The organism is Nocardia aurea (assembly GCF_003123685.1).
Taxonomy (GTDB): domain Bacteria; phylum Actinomycetota; class Actinomycetes; order Mycobacteriales; family Mycobacteriaceae; genus Nocardia; species Nocardia aurea.
Genome location: NZ_QCYJ01000103.1, coordinates 320,868 through 342,241, shown reverse-complemented (window position 1 = coordinate 342,241; position 21,374 = coordinate 320,868). Strand labels below are relative to the sequence as shown.

Genomic DNA, 21,374 nt, shown 5'->3' with positions numbered 1-21,374 from the left:
TCGAAAGGTCTGACACTGTGACCGACACTCCGTCTCACGCACCGCGCGATCCGGCACGCGAAGCACCCCCGCAGGGCGGCGGCGGCCAGTACGCGGCCGGATCGGGGCAGCACGAAGCCGCACAGCCGCGTCCCGCGGAGCCGGGCACACCCCACGCCCGTCACGAAATGGCAGGTGGCGCAGGATACCCGCAGTTCGACGGGCCGGGTGCGGCCCAATACGGCAACGAGCCGGTCGAACCGCCGCCCCCGATCGCCTACTCGCCGCAGCCGACCTACGGGCCGCAGGGAACGGGTCCGGGGGCTCTCCCCCCGGACGATTCCGGGGTGGATTCCAGCCACCAGCACACCTATGGCTACCAAACCGTGGGCCAGCCGATCGACCTCGATGTCGGGAACGCGATCAGCTACGGACTGGAAAAGTTCCGAGCGAATCCCGCGCCATGGCTCGGAATTACAGCCATGGGCATTGTCATCTATTTGGTTTTCTTGTTGCTCGTCCGGATTTTCGACCCGAACTCCTTCCTTCCGGTCGTGTTGCTGTTCCTCGCGGTGATGGCGGCGGTCTGGCTGCTGCAAGCCGCCATGGTGCGCGGCGCGCTGTACGAAACCGATGGCAACAAACCGGCTTTCGGGTCGTACTTCCGCTTCGTGAACGCGGGCAATGTCCTGCTGACCGCGATGCTGGCGTTCATCGGCACCTGGATCGGCTTGGCGTTCTGCGTGATTCCGGGACTGATCGTCGGATTTCTGTGCATGTTCGCCTTGCACTTCGTCATCGATCAGGATCAGGGACCGTTCAGCGCGATCAAATCCAGTGCCGTGCTGGTGGTGAGCAACCTCGGGCAGACTTTGCTGCTCGCCCTCGCGGTCGCGGTGATCACCCTCGTCGGCGCGCTGCTGTGCGGCCTCGGCCTGCTGGTCGCCGGGCCGGTGTCGGTCATCGCGGTCACCTTCGCCTATCGCGGCCTCACCGGCGGAGTCCTCGCACCCTGATCATTTCTCGACCCAGTTCACCTTCTCGACCTTCGAGGTCATCCCGAGCCATTGCTTGCACCGTTCCACCGGCCCCACGTCGTTTCCGGCGCGGGGGCGCAATTCGAGCACGATCACCCCTGCTACGACGATGCCCGACAGATTCACCGCGAGCTGTCCGACCGACATCATGGCGATATTCCATTTGCCCACGGTGGCCGCCACCACCGCGAATCCTGCCGCGGGCACCGTGGTCACCGAGATGAAGACGCCGATCAGCGCGGCCGATTTGGACGTGACGAGCGACAGCATGCCCGCCGCTCCCGCCAGTAGGGCCACGATGAGCGAGAACGGTCCGACCTCGTAGATGAAGTCGACATTGTTCGAATGCTCCACCCCGGTCAGGGTGATCCAGCCGAATTGTTCCCATACCGCGGTGGCGGCGAGGGTGACCACCATCGCGACCGGGAACGCGACCAGCAGGGCCACCGCCGACCGGCGGACCAGCGCCCAGTCCCGCCGCACCAGGCCGACCGAAAAGGCCGCGAGCGGACCGAATTCCGGACCGACCACCATCGCTCCGACAATGGTCACCGGAGAATCGGTCGCCACACCGACGGCGGCGAGCAGGCAGGCGATCGTCAGGAACGCCACGAAAGTGGAATTGAGAGAGGATTCCTCGTGGGTCTGGGCGAGCAGTTCCTCCCAGACCACCGCGTCGGTCGGATCGCCCGGAGCCTCGTCCACCGCGCGGTCGCCGGCATCGGAGAGCACGGTCTCGACCGGTACGAGGGTGAGACCGCCGGTGTGCTCGATACCCAATTCCTTGAGCCGTTCGATCACCTCGTTGGCGGCCTCGCGAGCGATATCGGCCTGGATCAGATCGCCCTCGGGCTCGATCGCCACCCCACGCGCACACGTGATGTGGGTGACGCCGGGCTCGTCGGCCAGCACCCGCAGCACCGGATCGGTCGTCTCGGGAGGACTGATCATGCGCAGATGGAGCACGGGTATCCCCTCGCCGTCAGCGTCCTCCACGCGGAGGACGTCGAAATCGAGACGAAGCTACCGCACTCGTGAGGGGACCGCTCAACGAACCGACACATGGTGAACGGTCACGTATCCCACAGCGCCCCGCCGAACGCAATGCGCACGGCGGGATCTCGAATACGCGACGGTCACAGCGATCCCGGGCACCGAGGCCGCCGCGCCCGCGGCCGTTCGTTTACTGCGGTGCGGCCACCTCGGCCTGCGGCTTCGCGGACTGCTGGCCCTTCTTCTGCTCCGGTTTCGCGTCCAGACCCGCTTCCCTGCGCTGCTGCGCGGTGATCGGGGCGGGCGCGTCGGTCAGCGGGTCCACGCCGTTACCGGTCTTCGGGAACGCGATGACCTCGCGGATGGAGTCGAGACCACCGAGCAGTGCGACGATCCGGTCCCAGCCGAAGGCGATACCGCCGTGCGGCGGCGCGCCGAAGGCGAAGGCGTCCAACAGGAAGCCGAATTTCTCCTGCGCCTCGTCGTGGCTGATCCCCATGACCTCGAAGACGCGCTCCTGGATGTCGCGGCGATGGATACGAATGGAACCGCCGCCGATCTCGTTGCCGTTGCAGACGATGTCGTAGGCGTAGGCCAGCGCGGACCCGGGATCGGTGTCGAAGGTGTCGAGCGATTCCGGCTTGGGCGAGGTGAACGCGTGATGCACGGCCGTCCACGCCGAATGACCGAGCGCGACATCGCCGCTCGCGGTCGCCTCGGCGGCGGGTTCGAACATCGGCGCGTCCACGATCCACACGAACGACCAGGCGCTCTCGTCGATCAGGCCGACCTTGCGGGCGATCTCGCCGCGCGCCGCGCCCAGCAGGGCCCGGCTGGACTTGACCTCGCCCGCGGCGAAGAAGACGCAGTCGCCCGGCTCCGCGCCGACCTGCTTGGCCAGGCCGTCGCGTTCGGCGTCGGTGATGTTCTTGGCGACCGGACCGCCCAGGGTGCCGTCCTCGTTGATCAGAACGTAGGCGAGGCCCCTCGCTCCGCGCTGTTTGGCCCAGTCCTGCCAGGCGTCGAGCTGACGGCGCGGCTGGCTCGCGCCACCCGGCATGACGACGGCGCCGACATACGGCGACTGGAACACCCGGAACGGCGTCTCGCGGAAGTACTCGGTGAGTTCGGTGATCTCGACGCCGAAACGCAGATCGGGTTTGTCGGAACCGAAGCGGCGCATCGCTTCCGCGTAGGTCATGTGCGCGATCGGGGTCGGGATGTCGTGGCCGATCAGCTTCCACAGCGCGACCAGGATGTCCTCGGCCAGCAGGATCACGTCCTCCTGGCGCACGAAACTCATCTCGATGTCGAGCTGGGTGAACTCCGGCTGACGGTCGGCGCGGAAATCCTCGTCGCGGTAGCAGCGCGCGATCTGGAAATAGCGTTCGATACCGCCGACCATCAGCAGCTGCTTGAACAGCTGCGGGCTCTGCGGCAGCGCGTAGAAACTGCCGGGCTGCAACCGCGCGGGAACCAGGAAATCGCGGGCGCCCTCGGGGGTGGACCTGGTCAGCGTCGGCGTCTCGACCTCGACGAAGGCGTGCTCGGCGAGCACATCGCGGGCCGCGGCGTTCGCCTTGGATCGCAGCCGGATCGCCTGGGCGGGGCCCTCGCGTCGCAGATCGAGGTAGCGGTGCTTGAGCCGGGCTTCCTCGCCGGGCTGTTCGTCCAGCTGGAACGGCAGCGGCGCGCTCTCGTTCAACACCTCGAGCGAGGTGACGTTGACCTCGATGCCGCCGGTCGGCAGGTCGGGGTTCTCGTTGCCGTCGGGGCGCTGCTCCACGATCCCGGTGACCAGCACGCAGAATTCGGCGCGCAGTTTGTGCGCCTGTTCGGCGGGCTCGCCCTCACGGAATACCGCCTGCGCCACGCCGGACGCGTCACGCAGATCGATGAAGATCACGCCACCGTGGTCACGACGCCGGGCCACCCAGCCGGTGAGGGTGACGGTCTGGCCGGCGTGTTCGCTTCGCAGCGAACCGGCCAAGTGGGTGCGCAGCACGGGATTCCTTTCGACGATTCCGGCACCGGTTGGGCCACCCGGTGCGGTTGCCATCGTAGCGACGACGCAGGCAGGCTCCCTAATCACGCTCGGCTCGTGACACCCCGAAACCGCGCGAATCGCCCATCGGCGCGACACGTCCGCACTCGGTAACGGAATGCCGTTCATCCGTGACAAGGTGTGGATACCAGGTCGCACCGGGTATGTCGGGTGCGACCTTGCGCCACATCCCGCCGTGGATCGTCGTCCGACGACCCGTGGCGGCGCGCGTCCGATCGAACACAGGAAGCGACGACGATGACCTTCAACGAGGGCATGCAAATCGATCCGGATGCCGTCCGCTCCGGCGGTGGTCCCGGCAGGGGCGGCAAGATCGCCCTCGGCGGCGGCGCGGGCGGAATCATCGTGCTGGTGCTGGCACTGCTGTTCGGCGGCGATCCCGGTTCGCTGCTGGGCGACCTCACCGGCGCGCAGGATCCTCAGTCCGAATCCGCGACGGCGGGCACGCCCGAGCACTGCAAGACCGGCGCCGACGCCAACAAGTACGTCGACTGCCGGGTGGCGCTGACCGCGGTCAGCCTCAATGTCATCTGGGGTGAGCAGTTGCCCGCGCAGACGGGCGACAAATATGTCAAACCCCAGGTCGTGCTGTTCTCGGGTGCGACGGCGACCGGCTGCGGCAATGCCACCAGCGAGGTCGGCCCGTTCTACTGCCCGGCCGATCAGACCGCCTACTTCGACGTCACCTTCTTCAACGAGCTGACCGATCGTTTCGGCGCGAGCAACGGGCCGCTCGCCCAGGAATACGTGGTCGCCCACGAGATCGGCCATCACATCCAGAATCTGCTCGGGGATATCGGCCGCGCGCAACGCGATCCGCGCGGTCCCGAATCCGGTGCGGTGCGTACCGAATTGCAGGCCGACTGCTACGCGGGGATCTGGGCGCACTACGCCGACAAGACCCCCGCGCCGGGCGGTTCGCAGCCGTTTCTGAAGCCACTGTCGGACAACGATGTTCGCGACGCGTTATCCGCCGCCTCGGCGGTGGGTGACGATAGGATCCAACGCGCGGCGCAGGGTCGGGTCAACCCGGAGGCATGGACACACGGTTCCTCGGAACAGCGGCAGAAGTGGTTCCTCACCGGATACCGGACGGGCCGGGTCGACGCGTGCGATACGTATTCGGCTCGCGACCTGGACAATCCCGACGCGCTGCGCTGACCGACGTCGCCTCCGACCGTCGGCGAATTCGACACAGTGAACGAGGTGGGTTATCTGATGCGCAGAACAATGTCAGCGCTGGTGGTTCTCGTACTGGCCCTCGTGGGCGGTGCGGGCACCGCCGCCGCCGACCCGGAATCCGGGTCGGCGGATGCCGACTCGATCGCCCTGCTGACCCTCACGACCATCCCCGGCGGATGGCAGGACCGAACCGATCTACGCCCGATTCTCGAGATCTTCGCCGACGGCCGCGCGATCAAGAAGCCCGACGCCGCTTCGGCCGATCGCAAGCCGGAGACCCCACCGCAACAGCTCGAGGGCAAGATCCGCCCCGAGGTGGTGCGCTCGGCGCTCACCGAGATCAAGCAACTCGCGACCCTCGACCTCGGCACCCCGTCGATCACCGACCACGGCACCCAGATCATCGATCTGATGCCGCAACCGCCCGAACAGACCGTGCACCTGATCGTCTACGCACCGGACCTGTCGGAAGGACTCACCACCGATCAGCAGAGCGCCAGAAAACGCTTCGCCGACCTCTACCGCACACTGCTGGACGCCTTCGTCAAGAACTGACCTCCGAAGGACTTCCGTTCGGCACGAGTGCCCCTTCCCGACTCGGGAAGGGGCACTCGTGCCGAATACGGTTGTGCGAGAACGAACTAGAACTGGTCCTGTTCGTAGTCCGAAAGCAGCTCGTCCGAATGCGGCGCGCCGATGACGTCCGGGGTCGATTCCCCGAGCGGTCCGGTCAGGTCGTCGTTGCCGATGATGCTCTGATACGGCGCCACATTGCGCGAGTGCTGATCGTCGTCGCCGCCCTTGGCGCCGGCGGCTCCGGCCGCGGGGCTGCCCATGAACGAACTTCCGGTACCCGCCGTCGACGTGGAAGCGCCGCTGGCGGCCCCGAGCGACGTTCCCGAAAGCCCCGGCACCGAACGCAACGGGGACACCGTCGATCCGAGCGAGCCCGTGCCCGGACGAGCCGAGGACGAGGAGCCGGAACCCGATCCGGAACCGCCGCCGCCGCGCCCCGAACCGCCGGAACCTCCCGGCCGCGCGGTGCCGAGCGCGCCGAGCGCACTCGGACTTCCCGAACTGCCCTGGCTGCCGCCCGCAGATTGCGCCGCGGTCGGGGACTGGCTGCCCAGCGAGGAGAGTCCGGAGGAATCGCCGAGTCCGGCCGCTTTGGTCGCGGTGTCCTGTGCCTCGCTCATCAGCGGCTCGCCGATGTTCTGGATAGCTGCCTGGGCCACGTCCTGCGGGGCGGGAAGCCCGCTCTGCCCGAGCATCTGGGCGACGACGCCGTTAAGTTCGGCGGTTTTGCCCGCGAGCTGACCGCGCGTGGCATTGACCACCCCCACGGCATTGCCGAGATGTTCGGTCGCCGAGGCGATGAGCGCGGCCTGCCCGGGCGGGGTGAAGATGACCGGCGCCATGGCGACGGCCTGGGTCACGAACGAGCTGGCCACGGCGACGAGTTCGGTATTGCCGCGTTGCACGTCGGAGGCCGCGAACTCGGTGAGTTTCGCGATATCCGTCCCGTTCGTACTCGTCTCCTGGCCCTGGACGCTCGCCTGCTGACTCGCCGCCGACGCGCTGCGGGCGGCCTGCCCTTCCCATACCTGCTCGACCGTGGCCATACTGCCCTTGCCCAGCGCCACAGCCTTGTCGACGACCGCGGAGGCCTGGCTCAGGATCTGGGTGGGATCGAGTGCGCCCATGACGCCGGTGCCGAAGCTGCTGAGCAGATCGAGGATCGGCTTCACCAACTGGTCGACGCCGGGCAGGGCGGGAACGGAGAGTCCGTTCATCAGCGCGGCGACCGGATCGGCGGGCATGGCGGGCAACGAGGACAGCGCCGTCGGCACCGAAGCGGCGGCCTGGGTCGCCTGGGCAGCGCCCGAGCTCAGCGCGCTGCCCACCACACCGTTCGCCTGATCGAGCACGCCCTGGGCCGCCGACTGCACCTGTGTCGTCGCATGACTTATCGCGGTGTTCGCCTCACCGAGCAGGCCGGAGACATCGGCGGGCGCCGCGCCGAGAACGCCCTGGGCGTCGGGCGCCGCGCCACCGTTGAGCCCACCCGGTCCGGCGGGCATGCCGATACCGCCGGACTGCGCGTCGTCGCTGATCTTCTTGGACAGGAAGAATTCCGGCGCCTCGATCGGCTCCATATCCTCGGGCAACTGCGGCATCGCCAGATCCTGGATCGCCTGCGGAGTGCTCTGCGCCGCCGCGGCGGCGATCTGAACGGCGTCGTCGGCGGCGTGCTGGGTCGAGGCCGAGGCCTGGTCCTGCGGCATGATCAGACCGGTGTCGGCGGTATCGATGGGCTTCATCGCGCGACCTCAGATCTGTTCCGCGGCGGCGCCGAGATCGGCCGCGTGTTCGGTGTCCTGGCCGTCGAAGCGCAGCGCGGCGCTGAAGGCCTTGGACGAGAGCCCCTGGTATTTCGCCGAGAGTTCGTTGATATCCCTGGCCTGCAATACCTGGGCCGCCGCGAAGCTGAGCAGATAATCCGCGCCGATCAGTCCGAATACCGGCGTCATCGCCGAGACCTGCGCCACCGTGTCGAAACTCGCCGCACCCGCGAGTTCCGAAGCGATACCCGCGTTCTCCGTGGCGAACAGCCGCAGCCCGTCGGTATCCGCCGAGAATTCTGCCATCGAGCAACCCCCCAAATCGTCGTGAACGTTCGTGTCGTGCGCTTGCCGTCGCCGGCGTCTTCTACACCCTGTCCGCGCCGACCCTACGCACTCCCAGCGCACGAACCGGCACGGTTGGGCCTTAATATAGCCGACCCCCATGCGGGCAGCCAGACGGTCCGCACCCGTCTCCCATGCCGATACGAACCCGCGAGTTCCTGCCCGCCGCACGGCGATAGGGCAAAAACTGGAACCTGTTGCAAATTAGAACAAGTTCTATATTCTCGTTCCATGAAGGTCGCAGTGACCGGCGCAGCCGGCTACCTCGGTACGAACCTGCTCCGCTTGTTGATCGATCGAGGCGACGAGGTCGTCGCCATCGACCGGGCGGTGCCGCAGCGGTCGACCGAACCGAACGTCACCTGGGTCAGCGGCGATGTCCTCGACCCCGCGTCGATGCGGGCGGCGCTGAGCGGCGCGGAGGTCGTGTACCACCTGGTCGCGGTGATCACCCTCGCCGATCGCAACGACCTGGCGTGGAAGGTCAACACCGAGGGTGTTCGCGTGGTCGCCGAAGCCGCGCTGGAGGTCGGCGCGCGGCGCATGGTGCACGCCAGTTCGATCCACGCCTTCGATCAATACACCTGCGGCGGTCGCATCGATGAGACCTCGGCCCGATCCGTCGCGCCGGCGCTTCCCGTCTACGACCGATCGAAATGGGCGGGTGAGGTGGCGTTGCGCGCGGTCGTCGACAAGGGACTCGACGCGGTGCTGTGCAACCCGACCGGGGTTTTCGGACCGGCGGATCTGGGCACGCCGCTGTCGCGGATCAATCGCACTCTGCGCGACGCCGCCCAGGGCCGCATCCCCGCGATGATCGGCGGCGGATTCGACCTCGTCGACGTCCGCGATGTCGCCGCGGGCCTGATCCTGGCGGCGGACAACGGCCGGACCGGCGAGAACTACCTGCTCGGCGGTTCGATGATCTCGATGCTCGACCTGTGCAGGCTCGTGGCGCGCCACGGCGGGAAGAAGGGACCGAAGTTCACCATCTCGCCGAAGCTGGTCGGCGGACTGATCCCGGTCCTCGCCCCGATCGGAAAGCTGCTGCGCACCGACGTCATCTCGCGCGCGGCCCTGGGCGCTCTGGTCTCCGCACCGGTGGTCGACCACGCCAAGGCCGAACGCGAACTGGGCTACCAGCCGCGCCCGACCGACGAGACGGTGCGTGACCTGGTGGAATTCTTCGCCGACCCGGAACTCTTCACCCGCCGCGCACCCGCCGGGTCGCTTGACAGATAATAGAACACATGTTCGACTGACGGGGTGCGGTGGCAGAACCAATCCCTGGACGCCGACGACGGCGCACTGCCCGGCCTCGGCCGGGCGGGTTTCGTCCGCACCGTGCGCACCCCCGAATTCGACGGGATGACCTTCCACGAGGTGCTCTGCAAGAGCGCGCTGAACAAGATGCCGCCGGATTCGTCGCTGCCGTTCCGCTGGACGATCAATCCGATGCGCGGGTGTTCGCATGCCTGCCGCTACTGCTTCGCGCGTCCGACCCACGAATATCTGGACCTGGACGCCGGACGTGATTTCGACGCCCAGATCGTGGTGAAGACGAATATCGCCGCCGTGCTGCGCAAAGAACTCGGCCGACGTTCCTGGCAACGCGAGGCGGTGGCGCTCGGCACCAATACCGACCCGTACCAGCGCGCGGAGGGCCGCTACCGCCTGATGCCCGGGATCATCCGCGCGCTCACCGACTCCGGCACACCGTTCTCGATTCTCACCAAGGGCACCCTGCTGCGGCGCGACCTACCCCTGCTCACCCTCGCCGCGCGTGAGGTTCCGGTGCGCGTAGCGGTGTCCATCGCGATCCTCGACACCGACCTGCACCACGGGCTGGAATCGGGCACACCGTCGCCGCGCGCCCGGCTCGACATGGTCGGCGCGCTGAGCGAGGCCGGATTCGACGTCAACGTGATGGTGGCCCCGGTCATCCCCTATCTCACCGACAGCCGGTCCCATCTCGACGAACTCTTCGGCGCCATCGCGGCGGCGGGTGCGAGTTCGGCGGTCGCCTTCCCGATGCATCTGCGCGGGGCGACGCGGGGCTGGTTCCTCGGCTGGCTGGCCCAGGCGCATCCGGCGATGTTGCGCCGATACCGTCAGCTCTACGGGCGCGGCGCCTACGTCACCCCGGAATACGCGGCGTGGCTGCGCGAACGCGTCGATCCGCTGCTACGCCGTCACGGACTCGCCGGGTCCTCCGCCCGGATTCCCGACGCCGTTCCGGCGCCCGAACCCGACGCCGATCCGCAACTGTCGTTGTTCGCCTGACGACGCGCCGCGCCGATTTCGGCCGAGACCGCGCTTCACCCGCGCCGAGGGCGTCTCGCGGAGTACTTTGGCCACTAGCACCCCTCTCACGCGACGAGGAAGTGGACAAGGCATATGGTCTCGCACCAAAGTGCAATCGGCACAGCGAAATTGGAAAAGGTCGTGATCCGATTCGCCGGTGACTCCGGCGACGGAATGCAGCTGACCGGCGACAGGTTCACGCACGAGGCCGCCGCGTTCGGCAACGACCTGGCCACCCAGCCCAACTTCCCCGCCGAGATCCGCGCGCCACAGGGCACACTGCCCGGCGTCTCGTCGTTCCAGATCCAGATCGCCGACTACGACATCCTCACCGCGGGCGATCAGCCCGACGTGCTGGTGGCGATGAACCCGGCCGCGCTGAAGACGAATCTGGAAGACGTGCCGCGCGGCGGCACGGTGATCGTGAACGTCGACGAATTCACCAAACGCAATCTGAGCAAGGCCGGTTACGCGGGCGATCCACTCGAGGACGGCACCCTCGGCGATTTCACCGTGCACCGCGTCGCCATGACCTCGATGACCCTGACCGCCACCGAACCCGCCGGTGTCGGCAAGAAGGACGCGCAGCGCGCCAAGAACATGTTCGCGCTCGGACTGCTGTCCTGGATGTACGGGCGTCCGATCGGCGGCACCGAGAAATTCATGCGGGAGAAGTTCGCGACGAAACCCGATATCGCCGAGGCCAATATCCTCGCCTTCCGCGCGGGCTGGAACTACGGCGAGACGACGGAGAGTTTCGCCACCACCTACGAGATCGAGCCCGCCGCGCTCGCGCCCGGCACCTATCGGCAGATCACCGGCAATACCGCGCTCGCCTACGGACTGGTGACGGCGGGACAGCTGGCGGGGCTGCCGGTGTTCCTCGGCACCTACCCGATCACCCCCGCCTCCGACATCCTGCACGAGCTGAGCAAGCACAAGAATTTCGGCGTCACGACCTTCCAGGCCGAGGACGAGATCGCGGGAATCGGTGCGGCACTCGGCGCTTCGCTCGGCGGCGCGCTCGGGGTGACGAGCACCTCGGGGCCGGGTCTGGCGTTGAAGAGCGAGACCATCGGGTTGGCCGTCATGACCGAACTGCCGCTGGTGATCATCGATGTCCAGCGCGGCGGCCCGTCCACCGGTCTGCCGACCAAGACCGAGCAATCGGATCTGTTGCAGGCCCTCTACGGCCGCAACGGCGAATCCCCCGTCGCGGTCCTCGCGCCGCGCTCGCCCGCCGACTGTTTCGCCACGGCGGTGCGGGCCGCGCGTATCGCGCTCACCTACCGGACGCCGGTACTACTACTCTCCGACGGCGCGATCGCCAATGGTTCCGAACCGTGGTCGATTCCCGATGTCGCGACCATGGAACCCATCGATCCCGGCTTCGAACCCGATGCCGAGGACGGCGCGGGATTCCAGCCCTACGCCCGCGACCCGGACACCCTGGCCCGGCCCATCGCCGTGCCGGGCACCGCGGGCCTCGCCCATCGCATCGGCGGTCTGGAGAAGGCCGACGGCAGTGGCAACATCTCCTACGAGCCGGACAACCACGAACTCATGGTCCGGCTCCGGCAGGCCAAGATCGACGGTATCGAGGTACCCGCGCTCGAGGTCGACGATCCGGACGGCGACGCCGAACTCCTGATGCTGGGCTGGGGCAGTTCCTACGGTCCCATCGGCGAGGCGTGCCGCCGGGCCCGTCGTCGCGGCGTCTCCGTCGCCCAGGCCCACCTGCGTCACCTCAACCCGCTCCCGCCCGATCTCGGCGACGTATTGCGCCGCTACCGCACCGTGGTCGTCCCCGAGATGAACGGCGGACAGCTCGCGATGCTGCTGCGCGCGAGATATCTCGTCGACGTGCGACCGTGGACGAAGATCGCGGGCACCGCGTTCTCGGCGCAGGAACTCGTCGGCGTCATCGACGCCGCCATCGACGGCTCGCTCGCGGAGTTGGAACACGGCAAGGCGTTCGCCGCCCGCGCCAGGGCCACCTACCGCGCGCCGACGGCCGACCGATCACCGTCCGCACGCTCCGGTACCGGGGGTAACTGAGATGACCATCATCGAGACTTCGCTCATCGGAACCGATCTGGGGCTCACCGGCCTGTCCGGGGTGCCCGCGGCGACCGGCCCGCAGAAGGTCAAGGACTTCACCTCCGACCAGGAGGTGCGCTGGTGCCCGGGCTGCGGCGACTACGTCATCCTGGCGACCGTGCGTGGATTCCTCGCCGACCTGGGACTGCGCCGCGAGAATCTCATGTTCGTCTCCGGGATCGGCTGCTCGAGTCGCTTCCCGTACTACCTGGAGGCGTACGGTCTGCATTCCATCCACGGCCGCGCGCCCGCCATCGCCACCGGATTGGCCGTCACCCGCCCCGACCTGTCGGTCTGGGTCGTCACCGGTGACGGCGACGCCCTCTCGATCGGCGGCAACCACCTGATCCACGCGCTGCGGCGCAATGTGAACATGACCATCCTGCTGTTCAACAACAGGATCTACGGCCTGACCAAGGGGCAGTACTCGCCCACCTCCGAACCGGGCAAGGTCACCAAATCCACCCCGATGGGGTCGGTGGACCGGCCGTTCAACACCCTGTCCGTGGCACTGGGCGCCGAAGCGACCTTCGCCGCCCGCGCCCTGGACTCCGATCGGGCCGGGCTCACCGAGGTGCTGCGGGCCGCCGCCGAACACCGGGGCACCTCCTTCGTGGAGATCCTGCAGGACTGCCCGATCTTCAACGACGGGGCCTTCGACACGCTGCGCCGCGACACCGCCGCCGACCATCTCGTCCCGCTGCGCCACGCCGAGCCCATCCGCTTCGGCGCCGATCGCGAATTCGCCGTGGTGCGAGACGGTTTCGGCCTCGCGGTCGAGCGAGCCGACCGGGTGGCCGAATCCGATATCGTCGTGCACGACGCCTACGCCGACAGTCCCGAATACGCCTACGCGCTCTCGCGCCTGTCGGATCAGGATCTCGACCACGTCGTCACCGGCATCTTCCGCAGCGTCAGCCGCCCCACCTACGACGACGGCGTCCGCGCACAGACCGACACCGCCCGCGAGCGCACGCCCGTCGACTCCGGTTCCCTACAGAACCTGCTCAACGGTTCGGAGACCTGGACCGTCGGCGGCTGAGGAGCGTCCGACCGCGGCCCGCGACGTCGGATCGCTGTCGGGGGCGGCCACTGAACGCCAGCGGCCACCGATCGGGTCGGCGGCCGCGTATCTCGGCCTCCTCCCGGGACGCGGCCGGTTGCCTCCGGAAAGCGGCCATTGTCAGACGCGTTTGGCGAATCCGAGGTCGATGACCGCGCCGCGTTCCTGTTCGAGTTCGGCGACGCTGAGGTCGATGCGGGTGCGCGAGAAATCGTCGAGTTCGAGATCGCCGACGATCGAGTACGCCCCGTCGGCGCAGGTGACGGGGAAGGAACTGATGAGACCCTCGGGAATGCCGTAGGAACCGTCGGACGGGACGGCCATGGACGTCCAGTCACCCTCGCCGGTGCCGAGCGACCAGTCGTGAATGTGGTCGATCGCGGCACTGGCCGCGCTGGCGGCCGACGACGCGCCGCGCGCCTGGATGATGGCGGTGCCGCGCTGCTGGACGGTGGGGATGAAACCGGTACGCACCCAGTCCGGCTCGTCGATCACCTCGAGCGCGCGGCGACCGCCGATGGTGGCGTGGGTGATATCGGGATACTGGGTCGCCGAATGGTTGCCCCAGATCGCGACGCGCGCGATATCGGCGGCGGGTGCGCCGGATTTCTTGGCCAGCTGGGCGATGGCGCGATTGTGGTCGAGGCGCGTCATCGCCGTGAACCGTTCGGCGGGCACATCGGGGGCATTGCTCATGGCGATGAAGGCGTTGGTGTTGGCCGGATTGCCGACCACGAGCACCTTCACGTCGTCGGCGGCGCTGGCGTTGATCGCCTGGCCCTGCTCGGTGAAGATCGGCCCGTTCGCGGCCAGCAGGTCGCCGCGCTCCATCCCCGCCGTGCGCGGGCGCGCCCCGACCAGCAGCGCGACATTCGCACCGTCGAAGCCGACCCACGGGTCGTCGCTGATATCGATGGATTCGAGCAGCGGGAAAGCACCGTCCTCGAGTTCCATCGCGACACCTTCGAGCGAGGCGACAGCGGCCGGGATCTCCAGCAACCGCAGCCGCACCGGGGTCTCGGAGCCGAGCATCGCCCCGGAGGCGATCCGGAACAGCAGACCGTAGGCGATCTGGCCTGCCCCTCCGGTGACGGCAACGGTCACGGGCGCGTTCCGGGCGGTGCTCACGACGTCGGCTCCTTACGTCAGACGGTCAACTCGTCACCAACCCTATCGAGTCTCACCGAGCCCGATGGCCGGGCGTGAGCTAACAGACAGTTGTCGCCGACCGCCCTTCGGCGAGCTCCGGAGACGGTTCAGGGGTGTCACCGCCGACCGCCGCGCCGGGTGCGAGTCGCGACCAAGCAGGTACCGCGGCGGGAGAAAACCGGCGTCTCCGATCAGCCGAGTTCGGCGACCTCGGAGTCGGTGAGGACGACCGGGGAGACCGTGTCGTTGGCTCTGGCCAGTCGAACGGCCTTGTAGAGGGGCCGGTCGCCGAGTGCGGCGTCGCGGGCCTCGGCGCGCAACTGGTGGACGAGAACGTCCGAGACGGCGACCGCGGCGGCCAATCTGCTCGTGGCGAGGGCGTCGGCGAGCGTGCGCAGACCCAGCAGGTGCAGTTCGCGGCCGCTGCCGCTATCGGTGTACATGGCCAGCGGGATGATCTGGGTTTCGGGTCCAGCGGTCACGCGCAGCACGATCCGACTGAGCCGGGACGGGTACACGAGCAGTTCGGCCCCGGTCGTCTCGGACAGTTCGACACGACGCTCGCCGAACACCCGCTGCACGTGAATCGTGGTGCCCGCCATCCAGATCCGCCTGCGCCGGATCGCGAGGGCGTAGGCGATGGTCGGCACACCGACGATGGCGCCGATGGCGACCGCCGTCGGCCAACTCAGCGCCGTGGCGGCCAGCAGCGCCGCGCCGACCCCTACCCCCGTCGCCGCCAGCACCAGTTTGCGCAACATCGGCGCGTACACCTCGGGTGCGACCAGATCGAGGCCGATCGCCGAAACGGCCTCCGCGCCCTCGGGATTCGACTCCACCGACCCTGCCTCTCCGCGACTTCGCGCACCATCGGCGCGCCGGACACGTTACCGCGTGTACCGGCGTCGCGGGGCCGCTTGTGGTATGCGGGACCGGCCCCGATCCGGCGGTCTACCGGGCGAGGGCCTCGGCGAGTATTCCCGCCACCTCGTCCAACGACACCTGACGCTGATCACCGGCGCCGAGATCCTTCAGACCGATGGTGTTCTCCGCCAAGTCGCGGTCGCCCAGTACCAGCGCGAACTTCGCGCCCGAGCGGTCGGCGGCCTTCATCGCGCCCTTGATGCCGCGACCGCCGTAGGCCAGGTCAACGCGGATGCCCGACGCGCGCAACCGGGCCGCGAGCACGAACAGAGCCTGTTTCGCCGCGTCGCCGAGCGGCACCCCGAACACCTCGCAGCTCGCCGGATCGCCCGCGGGCCTGCCCTCGGCGCGCAGCGCGAGAACGGTCCGGTCGACGCCGAGCCCGAAGCCGATTCCGGACAGCGGCTGTCCGCCCAGTTCGGCCATCAACCCGTCGTAGCGGCCGCCGCCACCGATCCCGGATTGCGCGCCCAACCCGTCGTGCACGAATTCGAAGGTCGTCTTCGTGTAGTAGTCGAGTCCGCGCACCATGCGCGGATTCACCACGTACAGCACGCCGAGCGCGTCGAGATATCCGAGCACCTGCTCGAAATGCGTCTTCGCCGACTCCGATAGGTGGTCGATCATCAACGGCGCGGCGGCGGTCAGCGCCTTGACCTCGGGCCGTTTGTCGTCGAGCACCCGCAGCGGATTGATCGAGGCCCGACGCTTGGTCTCCTCGTCCAACGGCAACCCGTACAGGAATTCCTGCAACAGCTCCCGGTACTGCGGTCGGCAGGTCTCGTCACCGAGCGAGGTGATCTCCAGCCGGAAATCCTTCAGGCCGAGCGTGCGGTATCCGGCGTCGGCGATGGCGATGACCTCGGCGTCGAGCGCCGGATCGTCCACGCCGATGGCCTCGACACCGACCTGCTGCAACTGCCGGTACCGCCCGGCCTGCGGATTCTCGTAACGGAAGAACGGCCCCGCGTAGACCACCTTCACCGGCAGCTGGGCGGATTTGTCCAGTCCGTGCTGGATGACAGCGCGCATCACGCCCGCCGTGCCCTCGGGACGCAGCGTGAAACTCTGACCGTTGCGGTCGGCGAAGGTCCACATCTCCTTGCTGACCACGTCGGTCGACTCGCCGACGCCACGCGCGAACAGCGCCGTCTCCTCGAAGATCGGCAGCTCGATATGCCCGTACCCGGCCAGGGTGGCGGCACGGATCAGTTCCTCGCGTACCGCGACGAACTCCGAGGAGCCGGGCGGGACGTAATCCGGAACCCCCTTCGGGGCGGAGAAGCGGCTGGTCTTGGTCACGATGGTCCAGTTTCCACCACCGCTGCCCGACAAGTCCAACCGGTTGTCCCTCGGGCCGCGCTCACGCAGGTGCGGAGCCCGCGTGCGGCCCCGCGGCCGCCACGCTCACGAGAGGTCTAGAGGAACTCTAAGGAAGAGATGGCACACTGATCCCCCGAAAGGACCGGAAAACGGGAGGAACGTGTCAGTGCCGAGCAACGAACAGCGACGAGCAGCGGCCAAGCGGAAGCTGGAGCGCCAGCTCGCCACCCGCGCCGATCGGGCCCGCAAACGCAAGCAACTCACGATCGCCGGATCCGTGCTCGGCGTCGTCGTCGTGGTCGCGGCGGTGACCGGGGTGTACTTCCTGACCAAGGGCGACGACAACGACAGCAACACCGCCGCCGAGCCCAAGGACGCGTCGCTGACCGCCGCTCCGCCCGCCGCCAAGGCCAAGCCCGCACTGGTCAACTGCAGCTACCGCGACGGCCGCGCCCCCGCCGACAAACCCGTGCACAAACCCGAGCGCACCGAGGTGCCGACCACGGGTAACGACGCGAAGGTCAGCCTCAGCGTGGAGACCAGCGCGGGCCCGATCGGGCTCACGCTGAACAACGCCGAGTCCCCCTGCACGGTCAACAGCTTCATGAATCTGGTGGACCAGAAGTACTTCGACGGCACCAGCTGCCACCGGATGACCGCGAGCGAGGGCCTGAAGGTGCTCCAGTGCGGCGACCCGGTCGGCACCGGAATGGGCGGCCCCGGTTACGAATTCGACAACGAGTACCCGACCGATCAGTACGCCGCAGGCGACCCGAACCTCCAGATGCCGGTCGACTACGAACGCGGTGTGCTCGCCATGGCCAACGCCAACGGTTCGACCGGGTCCGACGGCGTGGACGGCAAGGCCACCAACGGAAGCCAGTTCTTCATCGTCTACGGCAATTCGCAACTCCCGCCGCAGTACACGATCTTCGGCACCGTCGACAAGGGCGACATGGGCACCCTGGACAAGATCGCCGAAGCGGGCCAGGACAATTCGAACGGTCCGGGCGACGGCAAGCCCACCACCCCCGTAACGATCCAGTCCGTTCAGATGGATTGAGCGAGGTTGTCCGGCGACTTACCCCTGCGTGTCGGAATTGTGCGATATATGCTGTAACCGACGCGTCCGAACGGTTGTGCCAGGGCTTTCTCGGGTAATCTCGAAAGAAGGAGTGCGCGTAGCGTAGCCAACCCTAACGGGCCGATCCCCGGGTAGGGCGTGCTACGCGACCGGGCTCCGGATGTCCGCGTTTACAGACGACACGCTGCCCCTCGGATCACCGCTCGTTCGGCCGTGACAAGGGGCAGTGTTCGTCACCGAGTAGTTCGTCACCGAGTACCACCACAATCCATAGTGATCACCGCAGCATCGGGGAGCAGCCATGTCCGGAGAATTGGACGACATCGCCAAGGAAACAGGCGCGATGATGAGGACCATGTTGCAGCTTGCGACCCTCGTCGCACTGCGGACTCGTGAGCGTGGGCAGAAAGAAGCCGAGGCGCGGGTCAAGGTCACCGAAGCCCGCATCAAAGAGGCCAGGGAACTCCAGGTTCGTGAGGCGCGTGATGCCAAGGCGAAGGATCCGCGCAATCTCGAGCTCGCGCGGATGATGGAAATGCCGGTGACGAGTCAGAGTCTCGGTATCTCGCTGGAGAAGGATCGATCTTCGAGCATGTCGGTCGCGACCGGTTCGGTTGCCACCGCGTCATCGGTAGCCGCACCGCAGATGCGCTACGACTCCGAGGAACGCCGCAGCGCTATCGCGGCACATCTCGCCAGGATCGGCGTCGAACCCGAACTGGCGGCGGTGCGCATGCTCGTCGAGGCCGGGCATGCGCATCCTGTCGAGGAAGCAGCCCGCGCCCGCTCCAAAGAAGCACCAACACCGACGGCAGCCCGCGAACAGGAATTGGGCCGCGGGCTCGAACGTAGCCGCTGAGTACGGCCGATCCGGCCGGACTATCGGTCCGGCACGGGATCGGGCTCGGCAAATAGCCCCCGTTGTTCCGTCGTTACCGGAAGCGGACTCACTTTACTCTGATGCCCGCCCCGCACCGTGCAGTACTTGAACGGGCCCCTCGGGTCCAAGAGCTGCTTCATCTGCGGATCCGCATGCTCGAGGAACCACTCGCTCAGCCTGTCCGATCGGTCATTGCGTGCGAACTCGTGCGCGGTCCATAGTGATTCGATTCTGACCACAGCTTCTCTGTGCTGCCACCATTGCGGGCACCATGCGGTATCGCTGAGGTCGGTAACCTGTCGCTGATAGACCTGACTGAGGTATCCGTCGACGAAATCGACAAGAGTGGGATGCCACCAGTCATTGTGACGCTCGGGTGTGAGCTCGGCGAGTAGAGCGTCCGGCGGAGTCTCGGTCGGCAGCGGCCCGAGTACGCCTCGGTGGCCGTTGCGCACGCTGCAGTATTTGAACGGCCCGCGCGGGTCGAACAGTTGCTTCATGTGCCGGTCGGCATGCTGGACCAGCCAGTAGCTCAACCCACCACGCTCGTCACGATGCCACCGCTCCCATGCCCGCCACACCGCGGTGAGGCGGGCGGCCGCCTCACCGTGGCGCCACCATTGATCGCACCAGACCGTATCGCTCGTATCGGTGACCTGTCGCTGATAAATCCCGACGAGATATTCTTCGACGAACGAGTTCACAGTGGCGAACTTCGGTTTCTCGTCATTCACAGCGGCCGTGCCTCCTTTGGCTGCCCATCATCCTGTGGCGTTGATTTCACCAGCGACGGGGAGTCATTTTGTCGCAGTGTGGACTTGTCCAGCGCCGGGGATCCGATGAGGTCGATAATCTCGGCCTTGTGTGTCGGATCGTGCCGCTTGATGGATTGTTCGACTTCTGCGGAGTACTCGCTCTCCCACCACGCCACGGTGCGCACAAGTACCGGTGGCGCGCCAGAAGAGAACACGATGACCCGCCCGCGCGGCAGTGTCGCGAGCCCGTTCACCGAGAATGTCTTGGACGAACCGAGCGACCGGGAATAGCTCTTACCACTGGCGGATTCCGAAACCGACTGCGAGATAGCGTCGTATTCGCCGAGCGCTTCGGAACGATCGCGCAGGAAGTTGGTGTCATCGACACCACTCCCGAGGACCTTGATATTCGCCGCGGACCAGAGCGCGGACATACCGTCCTCACCCCAGCATCGGACGCCCTGTGCCCACGATTGGAGCACGGTCATGACGACGATGCCCCGTGACCCGAAGTGGCTGTACTGCTTCGGAAGATCTTTCCAGCGCACGACGTTGGCTGCCTCATCGAGGACCGCGAGCAGAGGTATGTCGAGCCGCCCACCCCGTGACCTCGACGCCTTCTGCATCGCGACATCGATCACCGCTTCGGTCAGCGCGCTCACCAGCGGCGCGGCCGATCCCCGGCCCTCCAGCGACAAGCTGTAGAGAGTGCCGTTCTTCTCGATGAATTCCAGTTCGTCGAACAGTTCTCGTTCCTTGTTACGCCCGGCAGTGACCCACTCGTGAACATTGGTCAACTTGAGGCAACGGATCATCTTCTTCGCCGTGCCGAAAACACCACTACGTGTCCGCTCGTCGGCCTGATACTGGGCGGTCAAACCATCCGCGGTGAATTCGTGACCGGCTTCGCGCAACAGCTGGATGGGAGTTTCGTCGCGAGGGTGGGTTACCCAGTACCACACCCGTGTGATTGGTTCCTGGGCAACCGCTGCGGCCAGGAACAAACCGGCAAGTAGATCCTCGGCCTCCGGATCGAAGAACGCGTCGGTTTTGGCGTCCGAACCGTCGTCACTATCGGCGAAATGCCCGGCGAGGCGCGCCGCTCGCATCTCGCAACCGGCGCGACCCGGCGCGACCCATTTCAGCGGATTCCAGTACCAGGTCGGCTCCTCACCCGCGACGCCCTGCGGATCGAAGACATAAGTTGGACTACCCTTTTCCTTTCGGACATCACGGGTCGCGTCGACAACATCACGCTTATTCGAGGTAGCCAGCACCGGACCAATTGCGGTAAGAATGGCCGGAATAACGCGGGAGGTCGACTTGCCTTGGCGCGGACCCCAGATATCGATGTGCAGATCCTCGTAGGATCCGTACAGCATGGTGCCGTCGGCGACCCCGATACCGATGGGCACGCCCGGGATATCATCGCTACCGAGCCGAATCCCCAGCTGAGCCGCCTTCTCCCGCACTCCCGCTTCGGTCAGCGACGCGATCGCACCGCCGTTGCCCATCACATCGGCTTTCTCATCGACCGGGAGCCGACCCTTGGACGCTCGGGCCTTGGACTGCTTGCGCGTCAACAGGTAGATCACCAGCACCGCGATGACGAGCAGCACGATCACGGTGGCGGCGACCGGCCATTTCAGTTGTCCCCGCGCCATTTTCGCGATGATCTCGATCGGGTTGACCGGGACGTCCTGGCGTGGCGACGACAGCGCGTTGCCCAGGTGCAGGGCGAGTAGCAGTGTCGCGAACACCGCGGCAGCGGCGTAGACGGCGTACAGGCCGAGATCGGGTCCGACCGCGGCCGGATCTTTCACCGGCTTCTTCTTTGCCATCTGTGCCT

Annotated in this window: 18 protein-coding genes; 9 read left to right on the top strand and 9 right to left on the bottom strand. The window is 67.1% G+C overall.

The window, feature by feature from the left end:
* The first annotated feature begins 17 nt into the window (after positions 1–17).
* Positions 18–995 (top strand): ICP22 family protein, encoded by a 978-nt coding sequence (locus tag DAT37_RS22745; RefSeq protein ID WP_109526848.1) that lies wholly within the window; start codon positions 18–20, stop codon positions 993–995.
* Here DAT37_RS22745 and DAT37_RS22740 read toward each other — a convergent pair whose 3' ends face one another.
* Positions 996–1,982, bottom strand: coding sequence for a DUF389 domain-containing protein (locus DAT37_RS22740; RefSeq protein ID WP_109527337.1), 987 nt, complete (start codon positions 1,980–1,982; stop codon positions 996–998).
* A gap of 217 nt (positions 1,983–2,199) precedes the next feature.
* Positions 2,200–4,014 carry an aspartate--tRNA ligase gene (gene aspS / locus DAT37_RS22735; RefSeq protein ID WP_109526847.1) on the bottom strand — a complete coding sequence of 605 codons (1,815 nt, stop codon included), beginning with the start codon at positions 4,012–4,014 and terminating at the stop codon, positions 2,200–2,202.
* A gap of 297 nt (positions 4,015–4,311) precedes the next feature.
* Here aspS and ypfJ point away from each other — a divergent pair, with 297 nt between their 5' ends.
* The gene (gene ypfJ / locus DAT37_RS22725; protein ID WP_109526845.1) at positions 4,312–5,235 is read left to right on the top strand and encodes a KPN_02809 family neutral zinc metallopeptidase; all 924 of its coding nucleotides are present in this window, start codon (positions 4,312–4,314) and stop codon (positions 5,233–5,235) included.
* Positions 5,236–5,292: 57 nt separating this feature from the next.
* On the top strand, positions 5,293–5,811 hold the full coding sequence (locus tag DAT37_RS22720) for a hypothetical protein (protein ID WP_109527336.1): 519 nt from the start codon (positions 5,293–5,295) through the stop codon (positions 5,809–5,811).
* An 86-nt stretch (positions 5,812–5,897) separates the two neighbouring features.
* On the opposite strand, the gene DAT37_RS22715 is transcribed toward DAT37_RS22720, so the two are convergent.
* Together DAT37_RS22715 and DAT37_RS22710 are read right to left on the bottom strand one after the other, a co-directional pair.
* The gene (locus tag DAT37_RS22715) at positions 5,898–7,577 is read right to left on the bottom strand and encodes a hypothetical protein (protein ID WP_109526844.1); all 1,680 of its coding nucleotides are present in this window, start codon (positions 7,575–7,577) and stop codon (positions 5,898–5,900) included.
* 9 nt (positions 7,578–7,586) lie between these two features.
* Positions 7,587–7,904, bottom strand: a complete 318-nt coding sequence (locus DAT37_RS22710; RefSeq protein ID WP_109526843.1) for a type VII secretion target — start codon at positions 7,902–7,904, stop codon at positions 7,587–7,589.
* Positions 7,905–8,174: 270 nt separating this feature from the next.
* Between DAT37_RS22710 and DAT37_RS22705 the strand changes: the two genes are divergently transcribed.
* The 4 genes from DAT37_RS22705 (at position 8,175) to DAT37_RS22690 (ending at position 13,389) form a co-directional block, all read left to right on the top strand.
* On the top strand, positions 8,175–9,185 hold the full coding sequence (locus DAT37_RS22705; RefSeq protein ID WP_109526842.1) for an NAD-dependent epimerase/dehydratase family protein: 1,011 nt from the start codon (positions 8,175–8,177) through the stop codon (positions 9,183–9,185).
* Between the two features lie 24 nt (positions 9,186–9,209).
* Complete coding sequence (locus DAT37_RS22700) at positions 9,210–10,226, top strand: Rv2578c family radical SAM protein (protein WP_109526841.1); 1,017 nt, start codon at positions 9,210–9,212, stop codon at positions 10,224–10,226.
* A gap of 114 nt (positions 10,227–10,340) precedes the next feature.
* Positions 10,341–12,305, top strand: coding sequence for a 2-oxoacid:acceptor oxidoreductase subunit alpha (locus tag DAT37_RS22695; protein WP_109526840.1), 1,965 nt, complete (start codon positions 10,341–10,343; stop codon positions 12,303–12,305).
* Position 12,306: 1 nt separating this feature from the next.
* The gene (locus tag DAT37_RS22690) at positions 12,307–13,389 is read left to right on the top strand and encodes a 2-oxoacid:ferredoxin oxidoreductase subunit beta (RefSeq protein ID WP_109526839.1); all 1,083 of its coding nucleotides are present in this window, start codon (positions 12,307–12,309) and stop codon (positions 13,387–13,389) included.
* A 141-nt stretch (positions 13,390–13,530) separates the two neighbouring features.
* On the opposite strand, the gene DAT37_RS22685 is transcribed toward DAT37_RS22690, so the two are convergent.
* The 3 genes from DAT37_RS22685 to hisS form a co-directional block, all read right to left on the bottom strand.
* Positions 13,531–14,538, bottom strand: coding sequence for a malate dehydrogenase (locus DAT37_RS22685; RefSeq protein ID WP_109526838.1), 1,008 nt, complete (start codon positions 14,536–14,538; stop codon positions 13,531–13,533).
* A gap of 212 nt (positions 14,539–14,750) precedes the next feature.
* Positions 14,751–15,398, bottom strand: a complete 648-nt coding sequence (locus DAT37_RS22680; protein ID WP_109526837.1) for a hypothetical protein — start codon at positions 15,396–15,398, stop codon at positions 14,751–14,753.
* A 112-nt stretch (positions 15,399–15,510) separates the two neighbouring features.
* Positions 15,511–16,785 (bottom strand): histidine--tRNA ligase, encoded by a 1,275-nt coding sequence (hisS, locus tag DAT37_RS22675; RefSeq protein ID WP_109527335.1) that lies wholly within the window; start codon positions 16,783–16,785, stop codon positions 15,511–15,513.
* 187 nt (positions 16,786–16,972) lie between these two features.
* Here hisS and DAT37_RS22670 point away from each other — a divergent pair, with 187 nt between their 5' ends.
* Positions 16,973–17,869, top strand: coding sequence for a peptidylprolyl isomerase (locus tag DAT37_RS22670; RefSeq protein ID WP_109526836.1), 897 nt, complete (start codon positions 16,973–16,975; stop codon positions 17,867–17,869).
* A 334-nt stretch (positions 17,870–18,203) separates the two neighbouring features.
* On the top strand, positions 18,204–18,749 hold the full coding sequence (locus DAT37_RS22665; RefSeq protein ID WP_232839933.1) for a hypothetical protein: 546 nt from the start codon (positions 18,204–18,206) through the stop codon (positions 18,747–18,749).
* Positions 18,750–18,769: 20 nt separating this feature from the next.
* Here DAT37_RS22665 and DAT37_RS45635 read toward each other — a convergent pair whose 3' ends face one another.
* Both DAT37_RS45635 and DAT37_RS22655 read right to left on the bottom strand, forming a co-directional pair.
* The gene (locus tag DAT37_RS45635) at positions 18,770–19,504 is read right to left on the bottom strand and encodes a DUF4913 domain-containing protein (RefSeq protein ID WP_232839932.1); all 735 of its coding nucleotides are present in this window, start codon (positions 19,502–19,504) and stop codon (positions 18,770–18,772) included.
* Positions 19,501–21,366 (bottom strand): type IV secretory system conjugative DNA transfer family protein, encoded by a 1,866-nt coding sequence (locus DAT37_RS22655; RefSeq protein ID WP_109526834.1) that lies wholly within the window; start codon positions 21,364–21,366, stop codon positions 19,501–19,503. Before DAT37_RS22655 ends, DAT37_RS45635 begins: the two co-directional genes overlap by 4 nt.
* Positions 21,367–21,374 lie beyond the last annotated feature (8 nt).

What these genes read in the sequence shown, in the direction of transcription:
- ypfJ (WP_109526845.1), top strand. Translation starts at nt 4,312, where the DNA reads ATGACCTTCAACGAGGGCATGCAAATCGATCCGGATGCCGTCCGCTCC.
- DAT37_RS22720 (WP_109527336.1), top strand. Translation starts at nt 5,293, where the DNA reads ATGCGCAGAACAATGTCAGCGCTGGTGGTTCTCGTACTGGCCCTCGTG.
- DAT37_RS22715 (WP_109526844.1), bottom strand. Translation starts at nt 7,577, where the DNA reads ATGAAGCCCATCGATACCGCCGACACCGGTCTGATCATGCCGCAGGAC.
- DAT37_RS22710 (WP_109526843.1), bottom strand. Translation starts at nt 7,904, where the DNA reads ATGGCAGAATTCTCGGCGGATACCGACGGGCTGCGGCTGTTCGCCACG.
- DAT37_RS22705 (WP_109526842.1), top strand. Translation starts at nt 8,175, where the DNA reads ATGAAGGTCGCAGTGACCGGCGCAGCCGGCTACCTCGGTACGAACCTG.
- DAT37_RS22695 (WP_109526840.1), top strand. Translation starts at nt 10,341, where the DNA reads ATGGTCTCGCACCAAAGTGCAATCGGCACAGCGAAATTGGAAAAGGTC.
- DAT37_RS22690 (WP_109526839.1), top strand. Translation starts at nt 12,307, where the DNA reads ATGACCATCATCGAGACTTCGCTCATCGGAACCGATCTGGGGCTCACC.
- DAT37_RS22655 (WP_109526834.1), bottom strand. Translation starts at nt 21,366, where the DNA reads ATGGCAAAGAAGAAGCCGGTGAAAGATCCGGCCGCGGTCGGACCCGAT.